General features: G+C 41.9%; 26 protein-coding genes. 17 read left to right on the top strand and 9 right to left on the bottom strand.

The annotated features are described in order from the left end of the window. Positions 1–259 precede the first annotated feature (259 nt). Together BR06_RS19130 and BR06_RS0102965 are read left to right on the top strand one after the other, a co-directional pair. Positions 260–2,380, top strand: a complete 2,121-nt coding sequence (locus BR06_RS19130) for a PAS domain S-box protein (RefSeq protein ID WP_235727646.1) — start codon at positions 260–262, stop codon at positions 2,378–2,380. Between the two features lie 369 nt (positions 2,381–2,749). Next, positions 2,750–3,385 carry a GntR family transcriptional regulator gene (locus BR06_RS0102965; RefSeq protein ID WP_031479970.1) on the top strand — a complete coding sequence of 212 codons (636 nt, stop codon included), beginning with the start codon at positions 2,750–2,752 and terminating at the stop codon, positions 3,383–3,385. Positions 3,386–3,452: 67 nt separating this feature from the next. On the opposite strand, the gene BR06_RS0102960 is transcribed toward BR06_RS0102965, so the two are convergent. Beyond that, a complete protein-coding gene (locus tag BR06_RS0102960; protein ID WP_031479968.1) occupies positions 3,453–4,115 on the bottom strand; it encodes a BON domain-containing protein in 663 nt (220 codons plus the stop codon). Positions 4,116–4,186: 71 nt separating this feature from the next. After that, complete coding sequence (locus BR06_RS20980; protein WP_031479966.1) at positions 4,187–5,674, bottom strand: glycosyltransferase family protein; 1,488 nt, start codon at positions 5,672–5,674, stop codon at positions 4,187–4,189. Between the two features lie 106 nt (positions 5,675–5,780). On the opposite strand from BR06_RS20980, the gene BR06_RS0102950 reads away from it, so the two are divergent. From BR06_RS0102950 to BR06_RS0102925, 6 genes are all read left to right on the top strand, one after another. Then, positions 5,781–6,380: an RlmE family RNA methyltransferase gene (locus BR06_RS0102950; protein ID WP_031479964.1), complete on the top strand. Its 600-nt coding sequence runs from the start codon at positions 5,781–5,783 to the stop codon at positions 6,378–6,380. A gap of 202 nt (positions 6,381–6,582) precedes the next feature. Further along, complete coding sequence (locus BR06_RS0102945; protein ID WP_031479962.1) at positions 6,583–7,332, top strand: YebC/PmpR family DNA-binding transcriptional regulator; 750 nt, start codon at positions 6,583–6,585, stop codon at positions 7,330–7,332. Further along, on the top strand, positions 7,333–7,839 hold the full coding sequence (ruvC, locus tag BR06_RS0102940; protein ID WP_031479960.1) for a crossover junction endodeoxyribonuclease RuvC: 507 nt from the start codon (positions 7,333–7,335) through the stop codon (positions 7,837–7,839). Then, positions 7,836–8,450, top strand: coding sequence for a Holliday junction branch migration protein RuvA (ruvA, locus tag BR06_RS0102935; protein ID WP_031479958.1), 615 nt, complete (start codon positions 7,836–7,838; stop codon positions 8,448–8,450). Before ruvC ends, ruvA begins: the two co-directional genes overlap by 4 nt. 9 nt (positions 8,451–8,459) lie before the next feature. Then, positions 8,460–9,440 carry a Holliday junction branch migration DNA helicase RuvB gene (gene ruvB, locus BR06_RS0102930; protein WP_031479956.1) on the top strand — a complete coding sequence of 327 codons (981 nt, stop codon included), beginning with the start codon at positions 8,460–8,462 and terminating at the stop codon, positions 9,438–9,440. Positions 9,441–9,598: 158 nt separating this feature from the next. Next, positions 9,599–11,056: a sensor domain-containing diguanylate cyclase gene (locus tag BR06_RS0102925; protein WP_031479954.1), complete on the top strand. Its 1,458-nt coding sequence runs from the start codon at positions 9,599–9,601 to the stop codon at positions 11,054–11,056. A 607-nt stretch (positions 11,057–11,663) separates the two neighbouring features. On the opposite strand, the gene BR06_RS0102920 is transcribed toward BR06_RS0102925, so the two are convergent. From BR06_RS0102920 to fdhD, 4 genes are all read right to left on the bottom strand, one after another. Continuing rightward, a complete protein-coding gene (locus BR06_RS0102920; RefSeq protein WP_031479952.1) occupies positions 11,664–12,536 on the bottom strand; it encodes a transposase in 873 nt (290 codons plus the stop codon). A 23-nt stretch (positions 12,537–12,559) separates the two neighbouring features. After that, the gene (gene moaA, locus BR06_RS0102915; RefSeq protein WP_031479950.1) at positions 12,560–13,555 is read right to left on the bottom strand and encodes a GTP 3',8-cyclase MoaA; all 996 of its coding nucleotides are present in this window, start codon (positions 13,553–13,555) and stop codon (positions 12,560–12,562) included. A gap of 1 nt (position 13,556) precedes the next feature. Next, complete coding sequence (locus tag BR06_RS0102910; RefSeq protein WP_031479948.1) at positions 13,557–14,504, bottom strand: formate dehydrogenase accessory protein FdhE; 948 nt, start codon at positions 14,502–14,504, stop codon at positions 13,557–13,559. 510 nt (positions 14,505–15,014) lie between these two features. Beyond that, positions 15,015–15,803: a formate dehydrogenase accessory sulfurtransferase FdhD gene (fdhD, locus tag BR06_RS0102905; protein WP_031479946.1), complete on the bottom strand. Its 789-nt coding sequence runs from the start codon at positions 15,801–15,803 to the stop codon at positions 15,015–15,017. Between the two features lie 285 nt (positions 15,804–16,088). Between fdhD and BR06_RS0102900 the strand changes: the two genes are divergently transcribed. The 3 genes from BR06_RS0102900 (at position 16,089) to BR06_RS0102890 (ending at position 18,331) form a co-directional block, all read left to right on the top strand. Further along, positions 16,089–16,916, top strand: coding sequence for a substrate-binding domain-containing protein (locus BR06_RS0102900; RefSeq protein ID WP_031479944.1), 828 nt, complete (start codon positions 16,089–16,091; stop codon positions 16,914–16,916). 72 nt (positions 16,917–16,988) lie between these two features. After that, a complete protein-coding gene (locus BR06_RS0102895; protein ID WP_031479942.1) occupies positions 16,989–17,684 on the top strand; it encodes an ABC transporter permease in 696 nt (231 codons plus the stop codon). Next, the gene (locus BR06_RS0102890; RefSeq protein ID WP_031479940.1) at positions 17,681–18,331 is read left to right on the top strand and encodes an energy-coupling factor ABC transporter ATP-binding protein; all 651 of its coding nucleotides are present in this window, start codon (positions 17,681–17,683) and stop codon (positions 18,329–18,331) included. Before BR06_RS0102895 ends, BR06_RS0102890 begins: the two co-directional genes overlap by 4 nt. 44 nt (positions 18,332–18,375) lie before the next feature. Here BR06_RS0102890 and BR06_RS0102885 read toward each other — a convergent pair whose 3' ends face one another. Then, the gene (locus BR06_RS0102885; RefSeq protein ID WP_051676874.1) at positions 18,376–19,956 is read right to left on the bottom strand and encodes a DUF4301 family protein; all 1,581 of its coding nucleotides are present in this window, start codon (positions 19,954–19,956) and stop codon (positions 18,376–18,378) included. 244 nt (positions 19,957–20,200) lie between these two features. Here BR06_RS0102885 and BR06_RS0102880 point away from each other — a divergent pair, with 244 nt between their 5' ends. From BR06_RS0102880 to BR06_RS0102870, 3 genes are all read left to right on the top strand, one after another. Beyond that, the gene (locus tag BR06_RS0102880; RefSeq protein ID WP_051676873.1) at positions 20,201–22,675 is read left to right on the top strand and encodes a glycogen/starch/alpha-glucan phosphorylase; all 2,475 of its coding nucleotides are present in this window, start codon (positions 20,201–20,203) and stop codon (positions 22,673–22,675) included. A gap of 88 nt (positions 22,676–22,763) precedes the next feature. Continuing rightward, positions 22,764–23,060, top strand: a complete 297-nt coding sequence (locus BR06_RS0102875; protein ID WP_031479934.1) for an MTH1187 family thiamine-binding protein — start codon at positions 22,764–22,766, stop codon at positions 23,058–23,060. 110 nt (positions 23,061–23,170) lie between these two features. After that, complete coding sequence (locus BR06_RS0102870) at positions 23,171–23,653, top strand: hypothetical protein (protein ID WP_031479932.1); 483 nt, start codon at positions 23,171–23,173, stop codon at positions 23,651–23,653. Between the two features lie 6 nt (positions 23,654–23,659). Here BR06_RS0102870 and BR06_RS0102865 read toward each other — a convergent pair whose 3' ends face one another. Beyond that, on the bottom strand, positions 23,660–24,430 hold the full coding sequence (locus BR06_RS0102865) for a UPF0280 family protein (RefSeq protein WP_031479930.1): 771 nt from the start codon (positions 24,428–24,430) through the stop codon (positions 23,660–23,662). Between the two features lie 135 nt (positions 24,431–24,565). Beyond that, a complete protein-coding gene (locus tag BR06_RS0102860; protein ID WP_031479928.1) occupies positions 24,566–25,216 on the bottom strand; it encodes a lactate utilization protein in 651 nt (216 codons plus the stop codon). Positions 25,217–25,628: 412 nt separating this feature from the next. Here BR06_RS0102860 and rpmH point away from each other — a divergent pair, with 412 nt between their 5' ends. From rpmH to yidD, 3 genes are read left to right on the top strand one after another with little or no spacing between them, the layout of a single operon-like run. Beyond that, positions 25,629–25,763, top strand: a complete 135-nt coding sequence (gene rpmH, locus BR06_RS0102850; protein ID WP_031479926.1) for a 50S ribosomal protein L34 — start codon at positions 25,629–25,631, stop codon at positions 25,761–25,763. Continuing rightward, positions 25,757–26,131 carry a ribonuclease P protein component gene (gene rnpA / locus BR06_RS0102845; protein WP_235727644.1) on the top strand — a complete coding sequence of 125 codons (375 nt, stop codon included), beginning with the start codon at positions 25,757–25,759 and terminating at the stop codon, positions 26,129–26,131. Before rpmH ends, rnpA begins: the two co-directional genes overlap by 7 nt. Next, positions 26,128–26,403: a membrane protein insertion efficiency factor YidD gene (gene yidD / locus BR06_RS20045; RefSeq protein ID WP_328285868.1), complete on the top strand. Its 276-nt coding sequence runs from the start codon at positions 26,128–26,130 to the stop codon at positions 26,401–26,403. The genes rnpA and yidD overlap by 4 nt, the downstream gene beginning before the upstream one ends. Position 26,404 lies beyond the last annotated feature (1 nt).

The raw sequence follows: 26,404 nt of genomic DNA, 5'->3' as shown, positions 1-26,404 counted from the left end.
TTCCATATCGTTGTTTAATATGTAATCATTAGCTCTATTATTAGTACCGTTCAGATGAGACAATAAGTTTGTTTCATATATTAAATACGAGATGGGGCTTTATATAATGATTAAGAAATTCGGCATCAAAAAAGGCCAGGTTTTACCATACAGGCTTCTTGTCTATATATTGATATGCAGCTCTTTTTTTACGATTTTAGGCACCAGTGTTCAATTGTATATGGAGTACAGAAGCGATGTCGATGAAATTGGAAATGCTATGTCGCAGATCGATGATAGTTATGCAAATACCATTGCAGCGAGTCTCTGGGATATAAATATTGAGCATGTAAATATACAACTTGATGGCGCATTAAAATTGCCCGGTATCCGTTATTTAGAAGTAACAGATAAAACTGCCGGGACCACTGAGCCTATAGCTGCCGCAGGATTCAGGCCTCTCACCTCTCGCACTATCGAAAGAGCTTTTTCTCTGATTCATAATGTTGACGGTAAAAATGTTGATGTAGGACAACTTGTTGTAGTTGCTGACCTTCAGGACGTTTTGAGTCGGTTGAAACACCGAGTCTTTATCGTTTTAACGACTCAGGCTGTAAAAACATTTTTAGTTGCTTTGTTCATTCTTATGATCATTCATTACCTGATCACAAGGCATTTGCAGACAGTAGCTGACTATGCGCGGGAAATGGATATCGATAGTCTTGAGCGTCCGCTCGTACTTAATAGGCGCAATAGTAATAGAAAAGAAGATGAATTAGACATGGTTGCCAAGGCGTTTAATGAAATGCGAGTCAACCTGATTGGAGATATTGAGAAGCGTAAAAAGACAGAGGAAGCTCTTCGGCAGTCAAATATGATTGTAGAAAACAGCCCCGTTGTTCTGTTTAAATGGTTTGCGCAGGACGGGTGGCCGGTAGAGCTCGTTTCAAAAAATGTGAACCAGTTAGGGTTTACTCCTGAAGATTTTATGTCCGGTGAAGTAAAGTTTATTGATGTAATTCATGCGGATGACAGGCCTAGAATTGAAGCTGAGGTCGCAGATCATATCCGTTTGGAGCTAGACAACTTTAATCAGAATTACCGGATTGTGGCTCCTGACGGGCGAGTTCTTTGGATCGAAGACAGTACAACTGTTGTTAGAGATGGCGATGGCACTATAATAAGTTTTATGGGCATTGTTATCGATGTGTCTGAAAGGAAATCCGTTGAGAACGAATTGGTACACTTGAGAAATTTGCTTAAAAACACGATCGACTCGATGCCTACTGTTCTAGTAGGCGTGGACGAGAAAGGTGCTATTATACAGTGGAATAGATCTGCTGAGGAAGAAACAGGGTTGTCGTGGGAAGATGTCCAAGGTGTTAGTCTTATTAGTGTTTTCCCACAGTTTGAAAGCAAACTGGATTTTATTTTAGAAGCTATCAGTCGCTCCGAAGTCAGGGAAAAGTCGAAGGTTCCTTTTACTGTCGGCGGGTCGATTCTATATAAGAATCTTAAAGTATACCCACTTCTTGATAGTGAGGAAGGTGGTGGGGCTATACTTCTTATGGATGATGTCACCATGAAATCTCGTCTTGAAGAGATGATGATTCAAACAGAGAAAATGATGTCTGTCGGTGGATTGGCGGCGGGTATGGCTCATGAAATTAATAATCCGCTCGGTGCTATATTATCTGGAGTTCAAGGAACGGAGAGGCGTTTGTCTCCTTCGCTGCCTAAAAACGTGCAAGTTGCGTCTGAACTAGGTCTTAATCTGGATGCTGTTCAGGAGTACATGGATAAGCGCGGCATTCTCGGATATCTGAGAGGGATAAGTGATGCTGGTCGAAGGGCCGCTCAAATTGTCCGTAATATGCTGGAGTTTAGTAGAAAAAGTGAGTCTGTCCGCTCTTTAATGGGGGTCAAGTCTCTTCTTGAGAAGTCTCTTAGTCTTGCTGCAAACGACTATGATTTAAAGAAAAAATATGACTTTAAAACTATCGATATTCGGCGTGATTTTGAGCAGGGTCTTCCGAAAGTTAATATTACAGAGACTGAAATTGAGCAGGTTTTCCTCAATATATTTAAGAATGCTGCCCATGCTATGTCTGAAAAGGACTTTGGCGATGAACGTCCACGTTTGACATTACGGACTCGAAAAGATGGCAAGTATGTTCGGATCGAAGTCGAGGATAATGGTCCTGGTATGGAAGAGAATGTTCGTAAAAGGGTGTTTGAACCTTTTTATACAACTAAGCATGTCGGTTTAGGAACTGGGCTTGGCCTTTCGGTTTCATACTTTATTATAGCGCGAAATCATGAAGGAGAATTTCTGGTAGAGTCTGAGCCTGGGAAAGGCACAAAATTTGTGATCAGGCTGCCGGGAATTGTTAACGCTTAGTCTCTGCATACTTTTTAAAAAGTCTAAATTTATATGTTTTACTTAACAAAGGTCGCTTCTGCATGGGTGGCCTTTGTTTTTTTGTTATAGTTTGCTGTGATGCGTGATGTATATTGTATTAGTAAATTCCATACCATTATGTGTGCAGAATTTTAATTTTGCACGTAAACATGCCGTTGTATTTGTATAATATGGTTGTAGTGTAACATACTATGTACATCTTTGATGATTATGCATAATATATTTTAAAAAATATGTTTGGGGCTTGCATTTCGCATAAAAAAAGCTAATGTCAGCATTATAAAAAGTTATGGTGCATCATTTTAGTGCCTTGGATGTGTGTTTTTGCTACACTAATGGGGGTAGCTTATGAGTAATGAAGAAGGTCTTAAACGGCGTGTTTTACGAGATGATGTCGTCGAATATATCATTGAAGAAATTTTGCGTGGAGATTTGAAGCCTGGCGAGAGAGTTGTTGAAACTAAGGTTTCAAGAGATCTGCATGTCAGTCAGGGTGCAGTGCGTGAAGCTCTAAGGGATTTAAAGGCTCGGGGTTTTGTAGAGGCTGAGCCTTACAAAGGTTCTAGAGTTAAAGTCTTTTTGGCGGAAGATTTTGAAGATTACTGCAAGATTCGGTTGGAACTTGAGGTTTTTGCTGTCCAGTGGGCTATAGAAAAGGACACTTCTAAGGTTGAAGAGCTTAGCGCTATAGTTGCCCTCATGTATGAAAGAGCTAAAGCAAATGATGAACTGTTGATCCGTAAAGCTGATGTGAAATTTCACGAGCTGCTTATAGATTCCGCAGAAAACAAGTCACTGCGTATCGCATGGGATGCACTAGCCAATGATTATTGGATATATATCGGTGTTAATGCTGAAATCAAGAATTTTCCATTGTTGATGGAGCAGGCTGATAAGCATCGTTTAATTGTCGAGGCCATTTCTGCTGGTGATTTAGATTTGGTGAGAAATAGTTTAGAAAGCCACTTTAGTATTGTCCAATAGTCCAATAGTTCAATAAGTCTAATTTTATGGCAGCCTGATTATTAATTAGGCTGCCTTTTTTTGTGAATTACTTTAAGGTAGCAACTTTACTTCCGCGCAAATGGTAATTATTTTGCTTGCTTGAGCGAAGAAAAGACTTCACTGTTTGAACTCCTTCTATTTGGAATGCTGTTCGCTTTGCGTGCTCTATCTCGTTGATATCTCCAACTCTGCCTAGAAGAACAATATTACATTGAACAGACTTCACTGCGATGTTCGTCCCCCAGACGGAGTCATTATCAAGTAGTGCGGCCTTCACTTCTGATTGCAGTATGTAATCTTCAGCTGCGTTACAAATAGCATCTTCTGACTCGGCAAAAAGAAAAGTTGTAAGTGAATTAACCTTGCCTGCGCTTCTGACAATCTTACGAAGCATATTGAAATCTTCCTTTTGATCGAACTGCCCAACTATATATATATGACCGTTGTATGAGTAGGTGCTAACGCCTAGAACTTCGAGGTCCTTCTGGTGGAGTATCTTGGATTGGATGTTGGCTTCCAGAAGCTCGTCTTCAACAATTGTCTGGAAACCTCGTTCGTCCACACTTGCAGCATAAGCCGTATAGATTGAGCCCATAGCAGAAGGGATCATTGTCGGTCCTGGTAAAGGCGGCATGAGTATGGAAGCCGTACAGCCGTTTAAGCAGGTAAGTGTGAAGATCAATAGGCATAGTGTCTTAAAGTTCTGCATTCCCATATCTTCCTTGATAAGAGTGTTTGGAATGGTAATGCAGAAAATATGCCTAAAAAATATTTAGATATTTAGTTTATAAAATCAAGGATGTTAATAACCCTGTTCCGGTAAGTGTGATCTTTTAAAATTATTTCGCGCCATTTTTTTGAAAGAGCTTTCCTGAGTCTCGGGTTTGCGTGAAACTTATCGGAAAGGGCTGGTAAGTCCTTTGGCTTAGAAAATGAACATTCAGCAACAAGATCCTCAGGGAAAATTGAAAGTCCTGGCGTATAGTCTGTTAGAAGAAATCCACCCGCACTCCACACATCGAAATTCCGCTGCGTCAGCCCGTTTGGTAATAGTGGACTTGTCATGTTTAACGTAATAGCTGCTCCTGCATAAATCGCAGGTAGTACCGTAAAGTAGTCTATAGGCGGGCGAATGTCTGCGTTTGTAAGTAATTCTCTCCAACCTTTGTCACCGAAAATTGTCAGATTAGTTCCCGCATTATCAAGAGCTTGGGTGCGCCATATTGTACCGGATTGCTCTGTCTTAAATCCCGTATCTCGGACATTTTTTCCCGGCCAGAATGAGGTGAGTTCGTCGCGCTTTGCCCACCATTCAAAATCGGGCTTAATACCATTTGCGATAGCCTTTATTGCCGCTTGCTCGTCTTGTGTCGAAAAGGAGCATCCTGCAAAAAATGTATCTTTCTTTGGAAAACTAGATCTACCCGCAAAAACTGTTCGATTCTCAAGCCCTGTATATTCCGGAACATCTGGATTGAAGAATTCAGGATCGGTTGCGAGTGGTAGGTGGTTTACCTTTTTGGCGCCAAGATCTTTAAGGGGGTTGACGAACCATTCGTCCGTGACAAGCATGGGTACTTCTTTCCAATATTCGGATTTAATGCCGGAGATTATATGGAAGGGGTTGTCCACCATCCAAACAACGACTTTAACTCCAGCCTCGCGCAGCATGAAATACGTTTCACCCGAATTATCCAGTCCGTTAAAGTTTATGCTGAAAATTATTTCGGGACGTTCTTGATTTAGAAGGGATAGGAGGTCCCGCTGCATTGCGTCCGGCGCGATAACCCTGTATGTGAAGTCTGCACCTGCGAAGGCGCGAGACAGTTCGGGTACAAGCAACGAATTGTCGTTACCCGGAATCCACACAGTCTTGCTTTTAATTTTTGAAAAAAAAGCGGTTTTCTGTAGTGCAAGCTTTGATATGATGGGTTCCCAGAATGAAGGGAATAGCCTTTTGTTAGGCGTATATAATATCAAGCGGAAATTCTTTTCAGGTAAAGCATCAAGTTCTTCTGGGTTAATTCTCGTAAACTTGTTTGAAATTTTTCGGACTGTAGGGATTTGTTTTTCAAAGTCTGGGCATTCTATGTAGTGGGCTTTGCCTTCTTCACTAAATAATTCAAGCGCTTGGCAAGGATTTGGGCCCAGGCCCAGAAAAAGTATATCACCATCTCCCCCTAGGTCTTGAAAGTATTCTTTACCTTCAGGCAGAGATTGCAATTTTTCGGATTCGTTTTTGATGCGGATTCTTTGGGGACGTTGCATGGTGTTAGACTTGGCTTGCGGGCCGTATTAAGTTAATTTCCTGTCACCTTATACCGCAGTCCTTGGAAAATGTCTTTTCCTTGGATGGCAAAACAAAAAAGAGACAATGAAAACATATCAAGATCATTACTTCAAAAAAGCGCAAAAGGATAATTATCCTGCTCGTTCAGTATATAAGCTTATGGAAATTGACAAACGATTTCACATATTTTCACCGGGGCAAAAAGTTTTAGATCTGGGAGCCGCTCCGGGATCATGGACCTTGTTCTCAGCTAAAAAGGTCGGTCCTAAAGGATATGTTCTCGGTGTGGATATTCAGACGACTATAACTAAATTTCCTGAGAACGTGACTTATTTACAAACAGATGTTTTCGAAGATTCTTCTGTTCTGCTGGATGCGATGGCAGAGCACCTTCCTTATGATCTGATTATCAGTGACATGGCTCCCAAAACAACTGGAGTTCGGTTTGCTGACCAGCTTCATTCACTTGAGCTGTGTGAGAGAGCTAGAGATCTGGTTCCTCGCAGACTTAAGAAGGGCGGTCATTTTGTTGTAAAGATTTTTGATAGCTCTGACGTAAGAGGGTACACGGACTCATTACGTAAGATGTTTTCAAGGGTGAAAAATTTCAAGCCGAAAAGTTCCAGAGAAGAAAGTATGGAGCTTTTTATTGTAGCGCTTGGCTTTCGTGGCATTGAAGAGTAAATGTCCTTTTACACTTAGTTTCGCCTCAGAGCTAAATTTTGTGGAAATTGCATTTTAATATAGTATTGGACCCTTTTTTGCGGGAATGTCAGACCCTTGGTGGAATTTAAATCAAGGTTCATTTAATGGCATCTTGTGTAAGGAAAATTATAAATTATCCGTCTACATATTGTGACGGAGGCAGATTCTTTCAGGAGGAATAATGGCTGGACACAGTAAATGGGCAAATATTCAGCATAGAAAAGGCAGGCAGGATGCCAAACGTGGCAAAATTTTTACAAAGATGGCTAAAGACATAATTATCGCAGCAAAGGCTGGCGGTGGCGATGTTAATATGAATGCATCTTTGCGCCTTGCTGTTTCAAAAGCAAAAGCTGTTAATATGCCGAATGATAAAATTGATACCGCTATTAAAAAAGGTACCGGCGAACTTGCTGGCGGCGATATCAATGAGATGATGTACGAAGGTTATGGCCCTGGTGGAGTTGCTTTGCTTATCGAAGCTGCCACAGATAACAAGAACCGTACTGTTGCTGAAGTTCGTCACGCTCTAAGTAAAGCTGGCGGGTCTATGGGTGAGTCTGGAAGTGTCGCATGGATGTTCGACAAAAAAGGCGTAATGATTTTCGACAAGGAAGCTTACAACGAAGACCAACTCATGGAAATCGGCCTTGAAGGTGGTGCTGAAGACGTTCTTGATGAAGGCGATTCATTTGCCGTTCATTGTGCGCCTGAAGATTTCGCACCCCTCCAGCAGGCTTTTGTAGAGGCTGAATGTACAAGTCAGAGCGCTGAACTTGCTTTTGTTCCTAAGAACCTTGTTGAAGTTGATGTCTCTACCGCTAAAAAGATCATGAATCTCATGGAAAGATTTGAGGATCTTGAAGACGTAACAGACGTTTTCGTTAATGCAGACTTCCCTGACGAGCTTATGTCAGAAATGGACGGCTAAGTGGAAAATCCCGGTATTGTGATAATCGGCATTGACCCTGGAACCCGTGTAACTGGGTTCGGGATAGTAAGGGAAGTTTCCGGTCAGGTTACTTTGCTTGAAGCCGGCGCAATCCGGACCAATACCAAAGCCCCCATGTGTGCCAGACTCGGGCAAATTTATACCCGTCTGGCCGAGCTTTTAGAAAGCCATAAACCGGACGAAGCGGCGATAGAAAATGTCTTCGTCGCTTCTAATCCGTCTTCGGCTATTAAATTAGGACAAGCGCGCGGGGCAGCAATGGCCGCGTGTGCAGTTTCTGGTTTAGTTGTTTCTGGTTATGAACCCACAAAGGTTAAACAAAATCTTGTGGGGACAGGTCGCGCGGATAAAAGTCAGGTCGCATTTATGGTGGAACGCATACTGGGTGTAAAAGATACCAAGTGGGCTAACGATACCACTGATGCGCTGGCTATAGCTATTTGTCATTTGAATGAACGTAGATTTGCAAGGATGGCTGGGAAATGATTGCCTATATTCACGGTAAACTGCTTGAGGCAACAGACAAGTCCTGCATAGTGCTTACCTCCGGCGGGGTGGGATATGAACTATTTCTTACCCTCACAGCCATTTCAACGCTCCCGGCGTCCGGTTCTGACGTCACGTTTTATGTTTATACTGTAGTTAGAGAAGATGCCCTCGATCTTTACGCTTTCCCTTGCTTCGATGACCGCGAAGTATTTCAGACCCTGATTTCTATAGATCGCCTCGGACCTAAAAAAGCGCTGGCTATACTTTCGCAGTTTAATCCGAAAGAATTACAGGATATTGTTTTCCGCGAAGATGTTAAAACTTTATCTGTTGTTCCAGGTATCGGCCCTAAATCTGCGCGCCAGATTCTATGGTCCCTTAAAGATAAGATGGATAAGCTTTCGCTTGCCACTATCCGCTCTGGAGCTTGCCCTACTGAGGGGGACAGAAGCGAATTTCTTGATGCTCTATCAGGCCTGCGCAATCTGGGCTATGCGGATGACGAAGTTAGAACTTTCCTTAAAGATATTTTTGATGAAGAGCCTGATCTTGACGCGGCTGGTGCGATACGGGTGGCGTTAAAGAAAATTTCCCAAAGTAAAAAGTAGTTTAGAAGTATGATCGAGAGCACTCTTCCTGATGATAATATTAGACCGCAGCGGCTTACCGATTTTATCGGTCAGGATGACTTGCGCAGCAATCTGGATGTATTCATTCAGGCGGCACGCGGGCGCGGAACTGCGATGGATCATACTTTGTTTTATGGCAATCCCGGCCTTGGCAAAACTACGCTGGCCCGGATTATTTCCTCTGAACTGGGTGTGAACCTGATTTCCACTTCCGGCCCAGTTATAGAGAGAAGCGGAGACCTTGCCGCAATTCTTACCAATCTTTCTCGTAACGATATCCTTTTCATTGATGAAATTCATCGGGTGCCTTCCTCTGTTGAGGAAGTGCTTTACCCCGCTATGGAAGACTTTAACCTTGACTTGATTATAGGTCAGGGCCCGGCTGCTAGGACTGTTAAAATTGACCTTGAGCCGTTCACCCTAGTTGGCGCGACAACTCGCTTAGGCCTTCTCACCTCGCCTCTTCGCGACAGATTTGGATGTATTTTCAGACTGGAATTTTACTCTCCCGACGAGCTGGCGCATATTGTTACCCGTGCCGCGCGTATCTTTGATCTGGAAGTTACAGATGAGGGTGCATTCATGATTGGTAGACGTTCGCGCGGGACTCCCCGTATTGCGAATAGACTGCTTCGCCGTGTGCGGGATTATGCCACAGTGCATGGTGATGGTGTTGTTAACGCAGAGATTGCAGATATGGCCCTTGATCGCCTTGATGTAGATCCTTTCGGCCTTGACCAGATGGACCGTAAGATTCTCTCTGTTTTGATTGATCAGTTTGGAGGCGGTCCGGTTGGTATTAAAACAATCGCGGTTGCCTGCTCGGAAGAAGTTAGAACTATCGAAGATATTTATGAACCTTATCTCATTCAGTGCGGTTTTTTGAAGAGAACTTCACGGGGCAGAGTGGCAACAGCAAAAGCCTATCAGCATCTACAGTCTCACGGAAATTCTAAAACTTTATTTTAATATTTTGATGTTTTATGTTTAGAATGAGGGCAAGCTATTTTTAATATGCTAGTGCTCATTTTTCATGTATAATTTTTATTGTATATTCTCTTGGGAGGGGTAAAGTGTGCTAGACTTACCTTTCAAGTTTTATTTTTAGTTAGTTTTCAGGAGGATAGATGTCTCTACGTCTTAAATTGATATCGGCGCTAACGACTATTTTAGTTGTCGCTTTTATTTCGGTATCTTTATTCAATTATAATGTTTCCCGGGATTCCGCTCGTGATGAAATTCAGCATTCAGCACTGCCACTAACCCGTGACAATATATATTCAGAAATGCAGTCTGGTCTTATGCGTCCGCTGTTTGTTTCTTCCTTGATGGCAAATGATATATTTTTGAAAGACTGGGTTGCCGAAGGCGAGACTGACGTTGTTCAAATTATGCGTTATCTCGGAGAAATAAGAGAGAAATACGGGTTCTTCACTTCATTTTTTGTTTCTGCTAAAACCAGCGACTACTTTTATTATGATGGAGTTCTAAAGACTGTCTCAAAACATGATAGGCACGACGTTTGGTACTATGACTTTGTTGACTCTGGGTTACCTTATGATTTTGATGTGGACTCAAATGAGGCCGCTGATGATATTCTAACTATTTTTATAAATCATAGAGTTGAAGACCGTGATGGCAATCTTCTTGGAGTGACCGGCGTTGGTCTTAAGATGGATCAAGTCGCCGGACTTCTTAAGACATTTACTGAAAAGTATTCTAAAAATATTTTTCTCGTAGACCCCGAAGGGGTTGTTCAGGCGCACACTGATAAAAATTTAATTGAAAAATTAAACATTAACGATGTGCCGGGGCTTGGAAGTATAGCTCGCGAAGTGCTTGATATGGATAGAAAGAATCCTGCATTGTTCAAGTACAAAAATGGCGATGAAACTGTACATCTGACTGCTCGTTTTATTCCTGAATTTCATTGGTTCTTAATCGTTGAGCAGAACGAAAGCATTGCAATGAAAGCTGCTCGGGATAACTTTATCAGAACGTTAAGTATCGGTGCGCTGGCTACTTTGCTCATAATATTTTTATCGATAATATCAATTAATCATTTTCAGGTACGACTCGAGGTTCAGGCAAATACTGATGAACTTACGGGAATTGCCAATCGCAGATCTTTCGAGAGAAGAGTTGATTCCGCGATGAGCAAGTACTCTAAGAATGGCAGCCCTTTTTCTGTTGTACTACTTGATATTGACGGGTTTAAAGCCGTGAACGATACCTGTGGACATAATGAAGGGGATCGCGTGATTAAAGAGGTTTCGGGTGTTATTGATTCCAGCATAAGAGATAGTGATATTTGTGCTCGCTGGGGTGGAGATGAGTTTATTATTCTTGTCCATGGAGATAGCGAACAGGCGGCGATAATCGCTGAACGTATACGGAGCTCTGTGGAAAACACTAGCGTTTGCGCTGAGATATCAGAAAAAGCCGTTGAAGGTATGATCGTGACAGTCAGCTGTGGTGTAGCACAGTACATTGTTGGAGATACCCTTGATTCTTTGAATATTAGGGCCGATAATGCTATGTACGAGTCTAAAGATAAGGGTAAAAATAGGGTTGTTGTCGCTTAGCTATTGAGCCTGTTACGGTGTGAGAAGCTCTTCATATTTACGATTAATTGAATTAAGTAACGCCTGAATTGAAACATAGTTTCTTTTTGGGCGTTTTTTTGTGAGGAGCTAAAAATGGATGAAGGCCGCCAGAGGACAGAGTTCTGGCGGCCTTCGTTCTTACCCTAAAATAAGAGGAGGTAGGGTAGAAATATGTGTGATTGTTTTTGTCTTGTGATAAACTGTTTAGCGGTGGATCTAATTTAAAGATACAAAGTCGTGCTTGAACCTGCTTTTACACTAAACCCATTATTTTAAGTTTTTTTTGGACATTAGAGGCTCGGCAGTATATAGTTAGAGGCTATTTGATACGCTTTTTGTTGCATTTTGGTGAATATTCTTTTGCGTAATAATTGTGGAGAATGGTGTTGATAGGTCTTTTGTGCTGCAACATCTTGATATAGTGTTACTTTTTGTAAAGTATGTTTTTGTGTACATAATAAAAAGATGATCTTTGCTTACTTTGCCCCTGAAGTCTCAAAATAAGCAGTAAATTCAAAAAAATAATCGCGCTACTCCTGTGCTCAGGGGTAGCGCGATTATTTTTGAATAAGTGTCTAAGATTAATTTAATCTACATCAGGGACGATTTTACAAACATAGTTTACCAAAAGTTCAAAGAGATCCTTGTTACGGTTATTAAACCTAAATTCAAGCTCTTTGAGGTACAGAGGGAATCTATGCGGAGAAATTCCTTTGTAACGTTTGAACCTGTCTCTTGCGAACTTCCAGAATTCACCGCCCGAAGTTTCAATTTCAGGGGTTACTCCTGGATATTTACGGATGTAGTCCAGCGGCAATGAGTCGTCTCCGCAAAGTATGAGAGCTGTGTACTTTTGATAACGGTCAGTATGAATAATACTTCCGTGGCGTACTAATTTAAGATGGAAATTATGGTTGAAATGGAAAACTGATTCAGCACTTATATTTTGCATAAGGTCAATAAACACCCAGCCATTTTTCTCGAGTATGCCGAATACAGGAATAATTTCTGAACCTGATTTTGCGGGTATTCCGGTCAGTTTTTTATTCTTCAGGTGCTTGTTAAGGCCTGTTTCCGGTCCGAGAAGCTGCACAGCATCAATTGCCTGAGCCAGAATCGCAAACCTTAAGGATGAAATAGCCTTGTAGGCTGCATTGTATGAAATACCCAAATCTAGCGAGATAGCATGCGCGGTGTTGTCTTCAGCAAAAAGTTTAATAAGTTGTATCCACTCTGTACAGGATAGCCCCCCATTATTAATCCATCTACCGCTGAAGTCCTGAAATGTATATTTACATGATGAACAACGATAACGACTGCCGCTAAGCGTGTATAACTTGTTTTCTCTGCATCTTGGGCAGAAGGGTTTTCTGTCCCCAAAGCAATTGGCGATAAGGAAATTTTTGGCTTCCTCTTCCGAGGATGTCAAATTTTTAAACATTGCTGTGCGTTCATCCATTTGGATCATGTTATCATTATCGACTACCCGCCGATTGCTGACATCTGTGTTCCGCATACGCCTTCACTTCCTGTTCTCGTTTGCAATATGTTATTTCCGAGAGGTTTGTCTTTGGTCGCATTGGCAAGAACTTGTAAGATGTGTTTGTCACTGAGTTTCGGGTTTCGTAAAATTTCGCGTAAACGATAGGACTTATCAGAAAAGAGGCAGGTACGGAGATTTCCGTCTGATGTGATCCTAAGTCGGTTGCATGTTGCGCAAAAGTGGGAGCTAACTGGTGATATGAGTCCTAATTTTCCTTTTCCACCTTTAATGGAAAACATTTGAGCGGGACCTCTACTTTCTGCCGTTCTTTTTATTGGAGTCAGAGTAGCAAATTGGCGAGATTGTTCTAGTATTTCGTCTGCCCCCCAGAAGGATTCGTCCGTCCACCGTGTGTCTTGTCCCATGGGCATGAACTCTATGAAGCGAAAGTCAACGGGGTTTTCCTTGGCGAACTCTATGAAAGAACCAAGCTCGTGATCATTCACTCCTTTCATGGCTACGGCATTAATTTTAATGTGTATTCCAGCAGAAAGGCATGCTGAAATGGAACTCAAAACTTTTTCTAAGTAATCGCAGCCAGTAATGGACTCAAATGTTTCTTTATTCAAAGTGTCCAGCGAGATGTTTAATCTGCTCACACCCAGTCTCTTTAGCTCAGGTACATATTGTTCAAGCACTGTGCCGTTGGTCGTAATTCGTAAATCCATATCTTCATGACTTTTGACAATGCTCGAAACGAAATCCATGAATCCTAGTCTAACAAATGGTTCTCCGCCAGTTAGCCTGAGTTTTGAGACGTTGAGCGATGCTGCAATATCAATTAGCTGCAGCATTTCTTCGTACCTCAAAATATTCGGGTGCGGAGTGTATTTGAAATCTTTAGTAACACAGTAGGAGCAACGTAAGTTGCACCGATCGGTCACGCTTAATCTTAGATAACTGACACTTCGTCCAAGTTTGTCGATCAAAGTCATTTTAGAACCCCCAAGAAGACAGAGTGCCGCGTTTGTATCCTTCCTCAACAGCTAGAAAGTCCAATGGAAGAGATTCGAGATCGTCAAGTGTCGGAATCGAAACTTTATCCATTTCTCTGAAATCAATAGTTTTGATGTAGTTATTACAACTGTCGCATACTTCTACGCGATATCCCGGTTCGCCCTCAACATTGAAAAATTTCATTTTAGACTGATCTGTTTGATCACAATAAGCACAAGCTAGTCTACGTACACGGTATTCAGTGTGGCAGAATGAACAGTCTGCATAACGGAATCCCTGCTTATGGCGCAGTTCATGTATAAAAGGGATGCTGCCGCATACTGGGCAATGTCCGTGATTACGTGCTGCTGGAGGGCTTAGCTCAATGTTAAGGTCTACACTGGTAGGAGCTTCAACCTCTTCTTTTGCAAGTGTAGGTAAATTCTCAGCAATATTTCTAGCTACTACTTTAATTGATGGAGTTATTGCGGATTGGACGAGAAAATTTAGTGTGCGTGGAGCTTCGGGGGTGTCTTCACCGCATTTTGCGAAAAAGCTATCATCACCTTCGAGGTAGGCTGAGAAAACTTTTTCCAGCTCAAGTTCTCCATTTTTAATTTGATCGGAAATCAGAGCTGTGGCGTCGGCAATTGGGCCAGTTAAGTTTATAAGTATTTGAGTGAATGATTCAAATAGTTCTGCGGCCTGCTTGTGATCGTATGGAAAATCGGCTCGTGCGAGCAGTGGGCGTCCTTGGATATTTTCATCCGCAGAGGCAAGAGCTGATGCCTCTGGCATAACAGGGGAGGCTTGTTTTTCGGCTTGTAGCTGAATTTTTGCTACATTTGATATAAGGCTAACAAGTTCAGCCGGAAGAAATTCTTTTTTGCTAAGTTCAATGATTTTTTTATCCAACTGGCTTTCTGCTTTGGTGTAGTCAAAAGTCATAATTTCTCTCCTGTATTTGCCCGTTGCGCCGGATGACGCGCTTAAATTCTTTTGCTTTGACGGTAAAATTCAAAAGCCCATACTGCATCTTCTCAAGTATTGCTTTCGTTTTTACACTAAGTAGGGCGTAGACCTTCTTAGCGAAAGGTGCATAGGGGTGTTACTTGCTTTCATTCTTGCACGGATCATACCCTTTTTAAGTAGCCAGTCAACAGTGATTTAATGTAGATATTTTTAGGCGTAATCAGGGCTAGTTAGCGAGTTGTTATAAAAAAGTTGAGATCAGAGATTTTGCTTAATTTGTGCCAAAATGAACAGATATCCAAAAGTAAATCCCTTACCATATTTATGTGAATAAATAAGATAAGGGATTTTAATGATTTGATTTTATGGTGCGCAATGCGTTTTTTTTTTACGCTTAGATAAAGTGGTTATCTGGGTACGCTAAATGTTATTGTGTGCAGAAAGGCATAATATAAATGAGTGTGTCATTTTATTTCAAAGTGATCTTTAAAGGCCTTCAATGCGACCTTGATCATTGTATACCCAGAATCCTGTGTCGCTGATATTACCTATGAGTGTAATTCCTATTTTTCTTGCCAGCTCTACGGAGAAGCTGGTGGCAACAGCTGTTGAAGCTAAAATAGGAACCCCAATGCGCACAGCTTTCAGTAGAATTTCTGAGGCAACCCGTCCGGTCGAAACAATCATTTTTCCGTTAGTCGGGACTTCTTCAAAGAAGCATTGTCCAACTATCATATCTATAGCGTTATGCCTTCCAATGTCTTCTCTGAAATAGAGCATTTCTGTAGGGGTACAGATAGAAGAATTATGACAGCCTCTGGTTCTTCCATAGAGGGTAGATCTCTCATGCAGAGTGCGGGCATGGTGCAAAATCTGGTCAGGGGTGACCTTTAGATCGGAGGAGATTGTCTTCTTAGAAATGGTTGAGACATTTCGTCCGAAGTTTGTTCCTTTTCCGCAACCAGATGTGATGGAATACTCGAGAACACGTCCTTTCCATGGATCATGGCTTGTAGTCACGTCCGCAATTATTCTGTCCTCAAACTCAGTTATTTTAACATCTATTACCTGATCGCGTGATGAAATATAAGCGTCTGATTTTAAGAAACCTATGGCTAAAAATTTAGGGTATTTCGCAGTGGTCAGCAATGTGACAACTTCCCGTCCGTTAAGATTAATAGTTAACGGAATTTCAAGAATACTCTTAATATGTTTTTCTGTGAACGAATTATTAGAGTATTCTTTGACTGTGAAATCCAAGCTGTCTTTTATCATTTATGCACCTTTGCCTGTTTCCTTATAGCTAGAGTAAGTATCACAAAATGAGCAAGGTTTTCTTTTCTGCTTCAAGTCCTGCACAGAATTATTTATGGAAAGACCTACTTATTAGGTATAGTAAACTAGTTAGGTCCAAACTGAAAGTATGATTATGTGAGTATTGACATATTTTGTTTTTTCTGATTTAGGACGTAATAACAATGATGGCCCTATTTTACAATGGGCCGTTACGGTAGGTCTGTTTGATACTATAAATACGAACTTTTCCATTTTGGAGGGAAAATGAAAAAAATTAATGTGCTTCTTTCAACTCTTGCGATTTTTACATTACTAGTCGCGCCTAGCTTAGTAAAGGCATCTGACGTTTTGATGATGGCTACAACTACTAGTACTGCCAACACTGGATTGCTTGATGATCTAGCTCCTAAATTTCAGAAAGATACAGGAATTGAATTACGCTGGACCGCTGTAGGTACAGGTAAAGCTCTTAAAATGGGCCAAAATTGTGATGTTGATGTATTGATGGTTCACGCTCCTGCTGCTGAACAGAAATACGTAGACATGGGCGCACTGAAAGATCGTAGAGAAGTTATGTACAATGATTTCGTTATCATCGGACCTGCTTCTGATCCTGCTGGCGTAAAAGGTCTTCCAGTTGTTGAAGCTTTGAAGACTATTGCTGCTAAAAAAGCTGCTTTCGTAAGCCGCGGTGACAATTCAGGAACAAACAAAAAAGAACTTTCTCTTTGGAAGGGTGCAGGCATGGCTGTCCCAGATAAAGACACATGGTACATTCAGACAGGACAGGGCATGCTTAAAAGTATTACTGTTGCTGAAGAACGTGATGGTTACATCATGACTGACCGCGGTACATACATTAAATATGAAGCTAACAAGAATGGTTCTCCTGACCTTAAAGTACTTGTAGAAGGCGATAAAACTCTCTTCAACCAGTACAGTGTTCTTGCTGTAAATCCTGAAAAGTGCAAAAGTGCCAAGTACGAACTTGCTACAAAGTTCTCTGAGTGGATGGCTTCTCCTAAAACTCAGAAAGAAGTTGCTAACTTTAAGCTTCTTGGCAAAAAATTATTCATTCCTAACGCAAAATAATTTAATGTTAGACTAAGTTTATTTTGAGGGGATGCACATGCATCCCCTTTTTTTATATAGAGGCAGTATTCTATGGATTTTATTGTAAATGGGTTTTTGCACGCATTCGTTCTTCTCTTCGGAGGAGATCCTGAGACGTATTCAGCTATATTTACTACTCTTGCTGTTTCAACCGTTTCGATATCAATCAGCTTACTTATTGGTGCTCCTCTTGGTTTCTTACTTGGTTATCATGAATTTCGCGGTAAAAAATTTCTTAGGACTTTCGTTGATTCAATGCTTTCTTTTCCAACGGTTGTAATAGGGCTACTTGTTTATGCCTTTCTTTCCCGCAAGGGTCCGCTTGGAGAAATGGGGCTTCTCTTTACTATTCCCGGTATTGCTATCGGACAGGCTCTTTTAGGGCTACCGATTGTTATCGCGATGATGGCAACTGCTGTTGAAGCTCTTGATCAGAGACTAAAAAATACACTCCTCACTCTGGGTGCTGCCCACAGTCAGATATTACGCACAACTCTCTGGGAGGCCCGCTATAGTTTAGTGCTTGCCGCTGCTGCTGCTTATGGAAGGATTGTTTCCGAAATCGGTATTTCCATGATGGTAGGGGGGAATATTAAGTGGCATACGCGAACCATTACCACTGCAATTGCGCTTGAGACGGGGAAAGGCGAATTCTCAATGGGAATCGCGTTGGGCCTAGTGCTGATGATAGTTGCATTTTCCGTGAATTTTGCAATGTCCGGCATTAAAAAGAGAGTGGGATCATGAGTGATATGTTGTACCAATTGTCTAATGTTACCCAGAGCTATGCCGGCAAAACTGTTCTGAATGTATCTGATTTTTCAATACCCAAAGGCGCTATTGTAGGTCTGGCCGGTCATAATGGTAGCGGTAAAAGCACCATGATGCGCATTTTGGCTTTTCTCGAAAGCCCCACTTCCGGTGATATTTTTTATGATGGTAAATTGGTCGACATTGCTAATACCGATTTGCGGCGTGAAGTGTCTCTACTTACGCAGGAGCCGTATCTTCTGAAGAGAACTGTTGGCAGAAATGTTGCCTACGGGCTAGAGCTTAGGGATGCTGATAATATTGAGAGCATTGTGCGGGATTCTCTTAATATGGTTGGCCTCGATCCAGATTTATTCATGTCACGTCATTGGTATGAACTATCCGGCGGTGAGGCGCAGAGGGTTGCATTTGCGGCAAGGCTGGCAATTAATCCACGCGTTATGCTTCTTGATGAACCTACAGCCAGCTTGGACCGCGAAAGTACACTTCTTATTCGTGAAGCTGCCGCTACAGTCCGTGATAAATGCGGAACCACTCTCGTCATAGTTAGTCATGACCATTCATGGCTGGAAGAAGTTTCAGATATGATTGTTCATTTTTCTATGGGTAAAATTAAAGAGTAATAACTTTAGATTCGCCCGCTGGTTGCTTTCGTCAATCGGGATATCTAAGGCTGATGCTCCTTTTTCAGTAGGTCATTCACTGTCTTGACCGGAGAGAAGGTACTAAGCGGAACTTCAGAAAATATAGTAATCCAATCAGCCATGGATCCATTCCAGAGTCCGGGAAGCTCCATCGCTTTCAATTCTTCTCCGTCTTTAGATTTAAGTGATATGAATCCCGTGTTCGTATCAATTCTTTTTAATAGGTCAAATGGCTTATTTTCATAGTCCCGAACCCCACATATAATATCCACAGGGTTGAAATGTGTTGCTGATGTCAGGCATTCCGCCTGCGTAGCATCATTTAAATCTACTTGGCTTTTTTCAACTATTTGTTGCGCGGGAAGCCCATCTGCCCCTTTTACCCAAAAAGGTCCGCCGCCTGGCTCTCCTTGGTTTTTTACCATACCACATACTCGTATTGGGCGGTTTAATTTGGACAGGAGCCATTCCACTTTTTCTTTTCCAGTTAAGGTTTCATAATTGTCCGGGAAAGCCATAGATAGACTCGATTTTGCAAATTTTACTATCGAGTTAAGCGTAGCTATGTCTGGAAGATCTCCTTTTAAAGTGCGGACGTATTTAAAGATCTGTTCCTGTAGTTCTATGAGCAACCCCCCAAGCACCTGCTTACTTTCGATTGTGTCTTCTTTAAGCCTGTCAGGAGCAACATTATCTATGTTCTTGAGAAAAATAAGGTCTTTTTTTTGTTCATTAAGGTTAATAATCAAAGCTCCATGCCCAGCAGGTCTAAAGAGTATGTGCCCCTCATTTGTGCGAAATCCTTTGTCAGAAAGGTCTACGGCGATAGTATTCGTTTGTTTTCTTTGTTCAGAATAAGAAACTTCAAAATCAATGTCAGGGTAGTGTTTTAGCTCTTTAGATACGTGCTGCTCAATATTCTCCCTGTGTAGCGGTGAAACTGTAAAGTGGATGCTTACTTGTCCGTTTTTACTCTTTGTATATTCAACTGCTTCGGCAATATGTTCTGCAAATGGGGTTCGAACATGATCAGAGTATGTGTGAAATGGGATCAACCCTTTAGGAAGGTTTGCATAGTTCAAACCTTTTGGTGTTAGGGCGTATTTAAGGATTGTTTGATAATCCTTTTTTGTACACGATTCATCAAGATCAAGTCCATCTTTACTCATGAGGTGTTTCAATTCATCATAAAAGGCAAAGTTGTGTATTGAGTTTATAAAATCAAGAGTAGTTTGATAGTCTTCGTCATCCTTAGCTATTGCAAAATTATTGTCGTGTGAGCGGTTGTAAAGAGATAGCAGTGATTTAAACATACGAGTTGCCGCGCCTGAGGCTGGGACAAATTTGGTTACTCGTCCTGCTTCTGCCGCTTTGATATATTTACCGATAAGTTGTGCGCGCTCCTTTTGGGGAATTATAAGTATTCCATCATCCGGGCTGCATGGCTTTATTATTTTTGTGAAGGGAAAACCTTTTTTAAATCTCTGTATCTGCTGAATGATTATGTCTTCCGGCACTCCGCTTTTAACTATCTGCGCAATTGTTTGCTCTGCCTCACGAAGAATATTGTTTAGTGAAGATTCGGCATTAGTTTCTTTTTTCATGGTTTTATCTCTGTAAATATTTGTAAATACAATGTGTTTTTGTTTCTAGCGTATGGTGCTAAGGCTTAAATACTTTGTTGTTTGAATATTAATAACACCATTGCTGAGTAAATTCTAGAATGATGTTAAATATGTATTTAGAATTCTTGGTCTGGGGAGTGAAGCCTATTTTATTAAAGTAGATTTAGAATATTTAAACTGCTAGTGTATTTATATTATTGTTCGTTAATAATAAGGAGCGCCCATGATAAAAAAAAGAAAGTTTACTTTAAAAAAGAAAAACGACCGCAAAAGTCTCATTCGTGACATCAGCGATCATGTTGTGTTTTCCCTTAGTAAAGAGCTCAGTGATGCGAGTGAGCATGATATGGGAAAAGCGTTGGCCCTTGCCATGCGGGATCGTCTTGTTGAGCGCATGATTAAGACGCGCGACAGATATCGTGAAACGAAAGCTAAGCGCATGTACTATTTTTCTATCGAATATCTTCTTGGGCGCTGTCTGGGTAACTCCCTGTGCAATATGGAACTTCTTGAACGTTGCGAAGAGTTGTTTAAAGAGATCGGTTATGATCTTGACGAAGTTCGCGAAAGTGAGCGTGACCCTGCGCTTGGTAATGGGGGGCTCGGACGTCTTGCAGCTTGTTTTTTGGATTCCCTTGCAACTCTTGATATGCCCGGGTGCGGTTACGGTATCCACTATGAATATGGACTGTTTCGGCAGTCCATCCAAAATGGATATCAGAAGGAACTGGCCGATTATTGGATGACCGAAGGCATGCCGCTGGAAATTGCGCGGCCAGATCAGTCGGTAATTATTCCTTTATACGGCAGGGTTGAGAATAGCCTTTCTCCTGATGGTCAATATTTGCCCATGTGGATGGACTGGGAAGATTTGATCGGTATTCCGTACGATATCCCAATTGTCGGTTTTGGCGGCAAAACTGTAAATTATCTTAGATTGTTTGCAGCTAAATCTTCCGAAAATTTCGACATGGAAATTTTTAATCAGGGTGATTACATCAGAGCAGTTCAGCGCAAAGTTGAATCTGAGATGGTCACTAAGGTTTTGTATCCGAGTGAATCTGTTTCATTTGGTAAAGAGCTACGCCTCATTCAGGAATATTTCCTTGTGGCCTGTGGTTTGAGAGATATTACCCGTAGGTTCTCCGCTCAGAATAAAGACTTCTCACAATTTGCTGACTATGTGGCCATTCAGATGAATGATACTCATCCGGCATTGACTGTGGTTGAACTTATGCGCTTTCTCGTGGACGAAAAGCGTATTGAGTGGGGAAAGGCTTGGGAAATCACTACAGCCACCTGTGCTTTTACCAATCATACGTTACTTCCAGAAGCACTTGAAAGCTGGTCGGTTGAATTGTTTGAAAAAGTCCTGCCGCGCCATTTACAGTTGATTTATGAGATTAACAGTCGCTTCCTCGCCGGTGTTGCAAAAAAATATCCCGGTAACGCCGAGAAAATTAAGAGTATGTCGTTGTTTAACGAGCATGGCAAAAAAGAAATTCGTATGGCGAACCTGGCTGTTATTGGCTCGCATTCAGTAAATGGGGTTTCAGAGCTTCATTCTGATCTCGTACAGCGTAGGCTTTTCCCTGATTTTTATGAAATGGACCCCGATAAATTTAATAATAAAACTAACGGTGTAACTCCGCGTCGTTGGTTGCTTAAGTCTAATCCGGCGTTGTCCAAACTGCTGATAGATTCTGTCGGTAAGAAGTGGATCACTGACCTTAGTGACTTGAAACGAATAGAGAAATACGTTGATGATGCTGCTTTCCGTGAAAAGTATACTGCTGCCAAACGTACGAATAAAATAATTTTGTCAGATTTTATAAGAAGTACTTTGGATATTAAAGTTAATCCTGACTCAATTTTTGATATCCATGCTAAGCGGATACACGAGTATAAGCGGCAGTTGCTCAACGTTTTGCATATTATTCATCTTTATATTGAACTGGTTGATCACGGCAAAGAGCCGCTTTGCCCGAGAACTTTTATTTTCGCAGGGAAAGCCGCTCCGGGATATTGGGAAGCTAAACAGATAATCAAGCTCATCCATAGTGTCGGAGATGTTGTAAATAAAGATCCGCGCGTTAAGGGGTTAATTAAGGTCGCTTTTACTCCTGATTACCGTGTATCACTTGCTGAAAAAATGATACCTGCCTGTGATTTGAGTGAGCAGATTTCAACAGCGGGAATGGAAGCTTCAGGGACTGGAAATATGAAGTTTGCAATGAACGGAGCTTTGACCATTGGAACTCTGGATGGCGCAAATGTTGAAATGCGTGAGGAAGTCGGGGCTGATAATTTCTACCTCTTCGGGCTCAGGCAGGATCAAGTTGAAAAAACTTTAATGGAAGGCACTTATCATCCGCGCGGGATTTACGAAAAATCTGAGGATGTGCGTCAGGTGCTGGATGCATTAGCGTCCAGTAGATTCTCTCCCGGAGAGCCGGGCATGTACCGCTGGGTGGTAGAGAAGTTGTTGACGGACAATGAGAAGTATATGCATCTGGCTGATTTTGAGGAATATGTTGCTACTCAAAAGATAGTGGATAAAGAGTATGCTAAGCCCGCTATCTGGGTTCGGAAAGCGATATTGAACACTGCGCGTATGGGCAAGTTCTCGACGGATAGGACTATGCGCCAATATGCTGAAGATATCTGGAATATTAAGGCTCTAAAAGATTCTGAATAATGCTTTACATGCTTGCCTTCTCATGGTGTGGAGATGTACATTAAACCTGTGTGGTTAATCTATATCAATGCAAAATGGAGAAGACAACATGAGTGTATTAGTAGAATTAACTATTTTCCCTACCGATAAGGGCGTTAGCGTTAGTCCTTATGTTGCTAGGGTTGTAGATATTATTAGAAGTAGTGGATTGTCCTGCCAGCTCGGTCCTATGGGGACCTGCATTGAAGGAGAGTGGGATGATATCATGGCTGCGATAACAAAATGTTATAACGAGCTGGCGACTGATTGTGACCGAATCTATATAGTAATGAAGGCCGACTGCCGCCGCGGCGCAGAGGATCGGCTTCATGGAAAGGTCGAATCTGTTGAGTCTAAGTTGAATTAATGTAAATTAAAATGAATCGAATTGAGTCAAATAGAGTAAAGTCGAATAGAACTAAGCTAATTACAGGTTGCGGTTAATTTCTGCTACCGGAGAAATAGGTATTCTTTGAGATGAAAAAAATTACCGGAGTTTTATTTGTACTATTCGTTCTGATGTCCGCAGGGTGCGCTCATCTTGACGTTTCGCATTTGAATCGTGATCACTGGGTGCTTGAAAGTCCCAGCAAGATCTCGATGGAATTTATGGATTTTGATTATCAGGTGGTACCGCGCAAAGACAGCTTTGGTATACGTGGCACGGCTTTTATCCAAAAAGATAATGTTCCTGAGTGGGCAAGGTGGATTGGTGAGCTTTGGATTCAGGGCTACTTAAGCGATGATGACGGGGTCGTATTGGCGCAGGGAATGCAAGTGTTCTCTCCTGAAAAGTTGCAAGCCGGCGTTGGTGTACCTTTCGATTTCGAGCTTAAGCCGGAACAGATAATGTCAGGACCTTTGTTCATTTCTTTCGGCTATAGAATGGTGCTCCACAGAGATAAGATGGATACCATCAGCCCTCCATTCATGGCGATACAAGGGGCTGTAAGTCAGTAAGCTAAATTACAGCGCAATCAGCTCAATTTCGCCCCATGCTCCGATTTTGGAATCGTATTGAACGAAAACTCCATCTAAACCGTATTTAGTCCCGGATTTTGTCAGTTGCTCTGACAGGGTCCGGGCTTTTTCTATTACGAGAGGCACGTCCGCAGGAGACTTGAGAAGATTAGCCAATGCAGTTGCTGCTGCGTCCGCAAGGCGTGCATCTTTTGATCTTACCGTGACCAGATCGCCGCTCCCGAGGCTTAGTGAGTGTCCTATGGTTCCTGATGATGAGCAGATAGCCACAGGAAACTCTTCTGTATCGATCTTTAAGGCTATCTGTGAGTCTGAGTCTGGATCTGATAGAAGGGCGACTGTGCGGGGGGTTGTGGAGTTCATATAAATGTCACCACCGTTTTCCACTATAATGTTTTCGGATAAGGGAGCGAGCCTAGTCGCGACCTCCTGTGCAACCGCTCCGGCCACCGTTGCCATCGGGCCGACTTCGCACAGGGCAGCTGCTTCAGCCATTGCTAAAATCACAGGATCAGCACCATCAGGGACTTGCACAGGGGCAAGGCTTGCACCGAATAGCGGATTAATGAAGATGTGAGCTTTTATAACGGAACGAACCTCGTGAATGATCGCAGCAGCTTCTGCGCTGAGGTTTCTTTCAGCGATGATAAAAAGATCTGTCTGCTCGACAACAACTTGAAAAGAAGTTTCTGCTTTTGAATGAGTAACGTTTTTTCGGTAATTGCGAGCGTGATCAGTGTGCTTTTTTCTGGTCAATTTTGTTCCGTCATTAAAGATAAATAGTGGTCTATGAGCATAAACTAGGGATTACAGACGAGAATTAAAATTTCAAGACCTGTAATCCCTTTTGTTGAATATCGATGTGTAGTGAAAATATTCAGCTATATTGAACTAGTATCCGAGGTCTTCATTAATAAGGACAATGTGAATACGTCCTTTAGGGGATGACTTTTCGGTGATTCCCCATACTGAACAGATGCGCTCAGGGGAGCTACAGTCCGCACAGGTTCCTGTTACTGCGCAAGGTGTTTTTCTTTTGAGTCTCATAGCATTTACAGGAGCCACATATTCTTTAATGCGGCGTGTAGCTGCGTCTAAGTCTCCGCAAATTTTGTTTCTACCGACCAGTACTATAACGTTCTTCGGACCAAATGCCATGGCTGCGACTCTGTTGCCTGTGCCGTCTAGGTTAACAATCTCGCCTTCTTCGGTGAGAGCATTGGCACTGGTGATGAAAAGATCTGTGAGTAGTGCCTGTCTGCGGCGCTCAATTCTTTCAGCCATAGGAGGTTTTACATCATATGTGTCGATTACTTTAACTTTATCAAGTTTTTTGATCTGATCGAATAAACCTGTATCAACAACAGTCATAGAACCGCCGAAGCTGATGGAAGAAGGAGAGAGCTGTGGGATAATTTTGTCAAGAATCAGCATGGAAGCTGCTTTTCCGTTGTGCGCAACATGAGTGGTGAAGCCGTTGTCTTCGAGCACTTCTTTGAGTTCACCGAGTTTTAAGTTCCAGAAGTTTTGAATGACTGACATGAAATTCTCCTTTGATATTCGGACTGTAAGCAATGCAAATAGCCCTAATTAAAATAATTTATAAGCGACATAAAGTTTTTTTACTGCCAAATTTGTCTTAACAAATGCAACATAACCATGATGAAGATATAAGCCATACATCTTAATCTCTTTTTATTAAAAACAGGACGAAATTGAAAGAAATGTGTTTTATATGCTATTAGACTTTGACAGTATGGCAAACATCAGGGTATGCGGTCTTGTTTTCATTTCGAAGGAACATAAATTATTCGGAGTGAGATTAAAAGTGTTTAGAACCAGTTTAGTTTGAAAAACATTTCTTGACGATGTCCCCCATTGGGGATATATGTTCCCGTTCCTTGTGACCGGAATATTCCGGTAGAATCAAGAAAATAATTTTTGGAGAAATAGTATGAAAAGAACTTACCAGCCAAGTGTAATCAGAAGAAAAAGAACTCACGGATTTCTCGTTCGCTCACGCACAAAAAGCGGTCGCGCAATTATTGCAAGACGCCGTGCTAAAGGACGCAAAAGATTAGGTTGTTAAAGTGGACTAAGGAGCATCGTCTCCTTAAGAAGCCTGATTTCGATCTCTGCTATGAGCAGGGAAAGAAACACTACACGAAGAATTTTATATTGTTCGTGCTTTGCCATGGTAGCGGCCCCGGCGGGGTTCGTTTGGGCCTTACCGTGAGCAGAAAAAAGGGGCCTGCTGTTGTCAGGAATCGTATCAAAAGAGTGATACGGGAATTCTTCAGGCTCTATCAAAATCAAATCAAAGTTCAGGCGGACATAATATTTGTGCCCAAACGAGCTTTGGACGGCAAGAAAATCACTCTTGGTCTTGCTGAAAAAGAACTGAGCACGGTTATTAGTAAGCTTAATAAGCTGGCTGTAAATCAGGTTCAGGAATGAGAAATCAGGGAATGCGGACTCTGTTTCTTTACCCAATACGCTTTTATCAGAAGTTTATTTCCCCGTTATTTCCGGGGTGCTGCCGCTTTCATCCTACCTGCTCGCAATATGCCATAGAGGCGATTTCCCTTCATGGAGTGATCAGAGGAGGGGTGTTTGCTTTGTGGCGTCTGATGCGTTGTCATCCGCTATGCAAGGGCGGACATGATCCAGTCCCCGTCCCTAAAAATCTACCACCGCGCAGTCTCGACCTGAATTTAAAGGTCAAATGAG

Source organism: Maridesulfovibrio frigidus DSM 17176, assembly GCF_000711735.1.
Classification (GTDB): Bacteria; Desulfobacterota; Desulfovibrionia; order Desulfovibrionales; family Desulfovibrionaceae; genus Maridesulfovibrio; species Maridesulfovibrio frigidus.
The sequence above is the reverse complement of the archived record's forward strand: the minus strand, read 5'-3'. Positions and strand labels throughout refer to the sequence as shown.

Coding starts and splice junctions, on each gene's coding strand:
- BR06_RS19130 (WP_235727646.1), top strand. CDS start 260: ATGTCGCAGATCGATGATAGTTATGCAAATACCATTGCAGCGAGTCTC.
- BR06_RS0102965 (WP_031479970.1), top strand. CDS start 2,750: ATGAGTAATGAAGAAGGTCTTAAACGGCGTGTTTTACGAGATGATGTC.
- BR06_RS0102960 (WP_031479968.1), bottom strand. CDS start 4,115: ATGCAGAACTTTAAGACACTATGCCTATTGATCTTCACACTTACCTGC.
- BR06_RS20980 (WP_031479966.1), bottom strand. CDS start 5,674: ATGCAACGTCCCCAAAGAATCCGCATCAAAAACGAATCCGAAAAATTG.
- BR06_RS0102950 (WP_031479964.1), top strand. CDS start 5,781: ATGAAAACATATCAAGATCATTACTTCAAAAAAGCGCAAAAGGATAAT.
- BR06_RS0102945 (WP_031479962.1), top strand. CDS start 6,583: ATGGCTGGACACAGTAAATGGGCAAATATTCAGCATAGAAAAGGCAGG.
- ruvA (WP_031479958.1), top strand. CDS start 7,836: ATGATTGCCTATATTCACGGTAAACTGCTTGAGGCAACAGACAAGTCC.
- ruvB (WP_031479956.1), top strand. CDS start 8,460: ATGATCGAGAGCACTCTTCCTGATGATAATATTAGACCGCAGCGGCTT.
- BR06_RS0102925 (WP_031479954.1), top strand. CDS start 9,599: ATGTCTCTACGTCTTAAATTGATATCGGCGCTAACGACTATTTTAGTT.
- BR06_RS0102920 (WP_031479952.1), bottom strand. CDS start 12,536: ATGGATGAACGCACAGCAATGTTTAAAAATTTGACATCCTCGGAAGAG.
- moaA (WP_031479950.1), bottom strand. CDS start 13,555: ATGACTTTGATCGACAAACTTGGACGAAGTGTCAGTTATCTAAGATTA.
- BR06_RS0102910 (WP_031479948.1), bottom strand. CDS start 14,504: ATGACTTTTGACTACACCAAAGCAGAAAGCCAGTTGGATAAAAAAATC.
- fdhD (WP_031479946.1), bottom strand. CDS start 15,803: ATGATAAAAGACAGCTTGGATTTCACAGTCAAAGAATACTCTAATAAT.
- BR06_RS0102900 (WP_031479944.1), top strand. CDS start 16,089: ATGAAAAAAATTAATGTGCTTCTTTCAACTCTTGCGATTTTTACATTA.
- BR06_RS0102895 (WP_031479942.1), top strand. CDS start 16,989: ATGGATTTTATTGTAAATGGGTTTTTGCACGCATTCGTTCTTCTCTTC.
- BR06_RS0102890 (WP_031479940.1), top strand. CDS start 17,681: ATGAGTGATATGTTGTACCAATTGTCTAATGTTACCCAGAGCTATGCC.
- BR06_RS0102885 (WP_051676874.1), bottom strand. CDS start 19,956: ATGAAAAAAGAAACTAATGCCGAATCTTCACTAAACAATATTCTTCGT.
- BR06_RS0102880 (WP_051676873.1), top strand. CDS start 20,201: ATGATAAAAAAAAGAAAGTTTACTTTAAAAAAGAAAAACGACCGCAAA.
- BR06_RS0102875 (WP_031479934.1), top strand. CDS start 22,764: ATGAGTGTATTAGTAGAATTAACTATTTTCCCTACCGATAAGGGCGTT.
- BR06_RS0102870 (WP_031479932.1), top strand. CDS start 23,171: ATGAAAAAAATTACCGGAGTTTTATTTGTACTATTCGTTCTGATGTCC.
- BR06_RS0102860 (WP_031479928.1), bottom strand. CDS start 25,216: ATGTCAGTCATTCAAAACTTCTGGAACTTAAAACTCGGTGAACTCAAA.
- rpmH (WP_031479926.1), top strand. CDS start 25,629: ATGAAAAGAACTTACCAGCCAAGTGTAATCAGAAGAAAAAGAACTCAC.
- yidD (WP_328285868.1), top strand. CDS start 26,128: ATGAGAAATCAGGGAATGCGGACTCTGTTTCTTTACCCAATACGCTTT.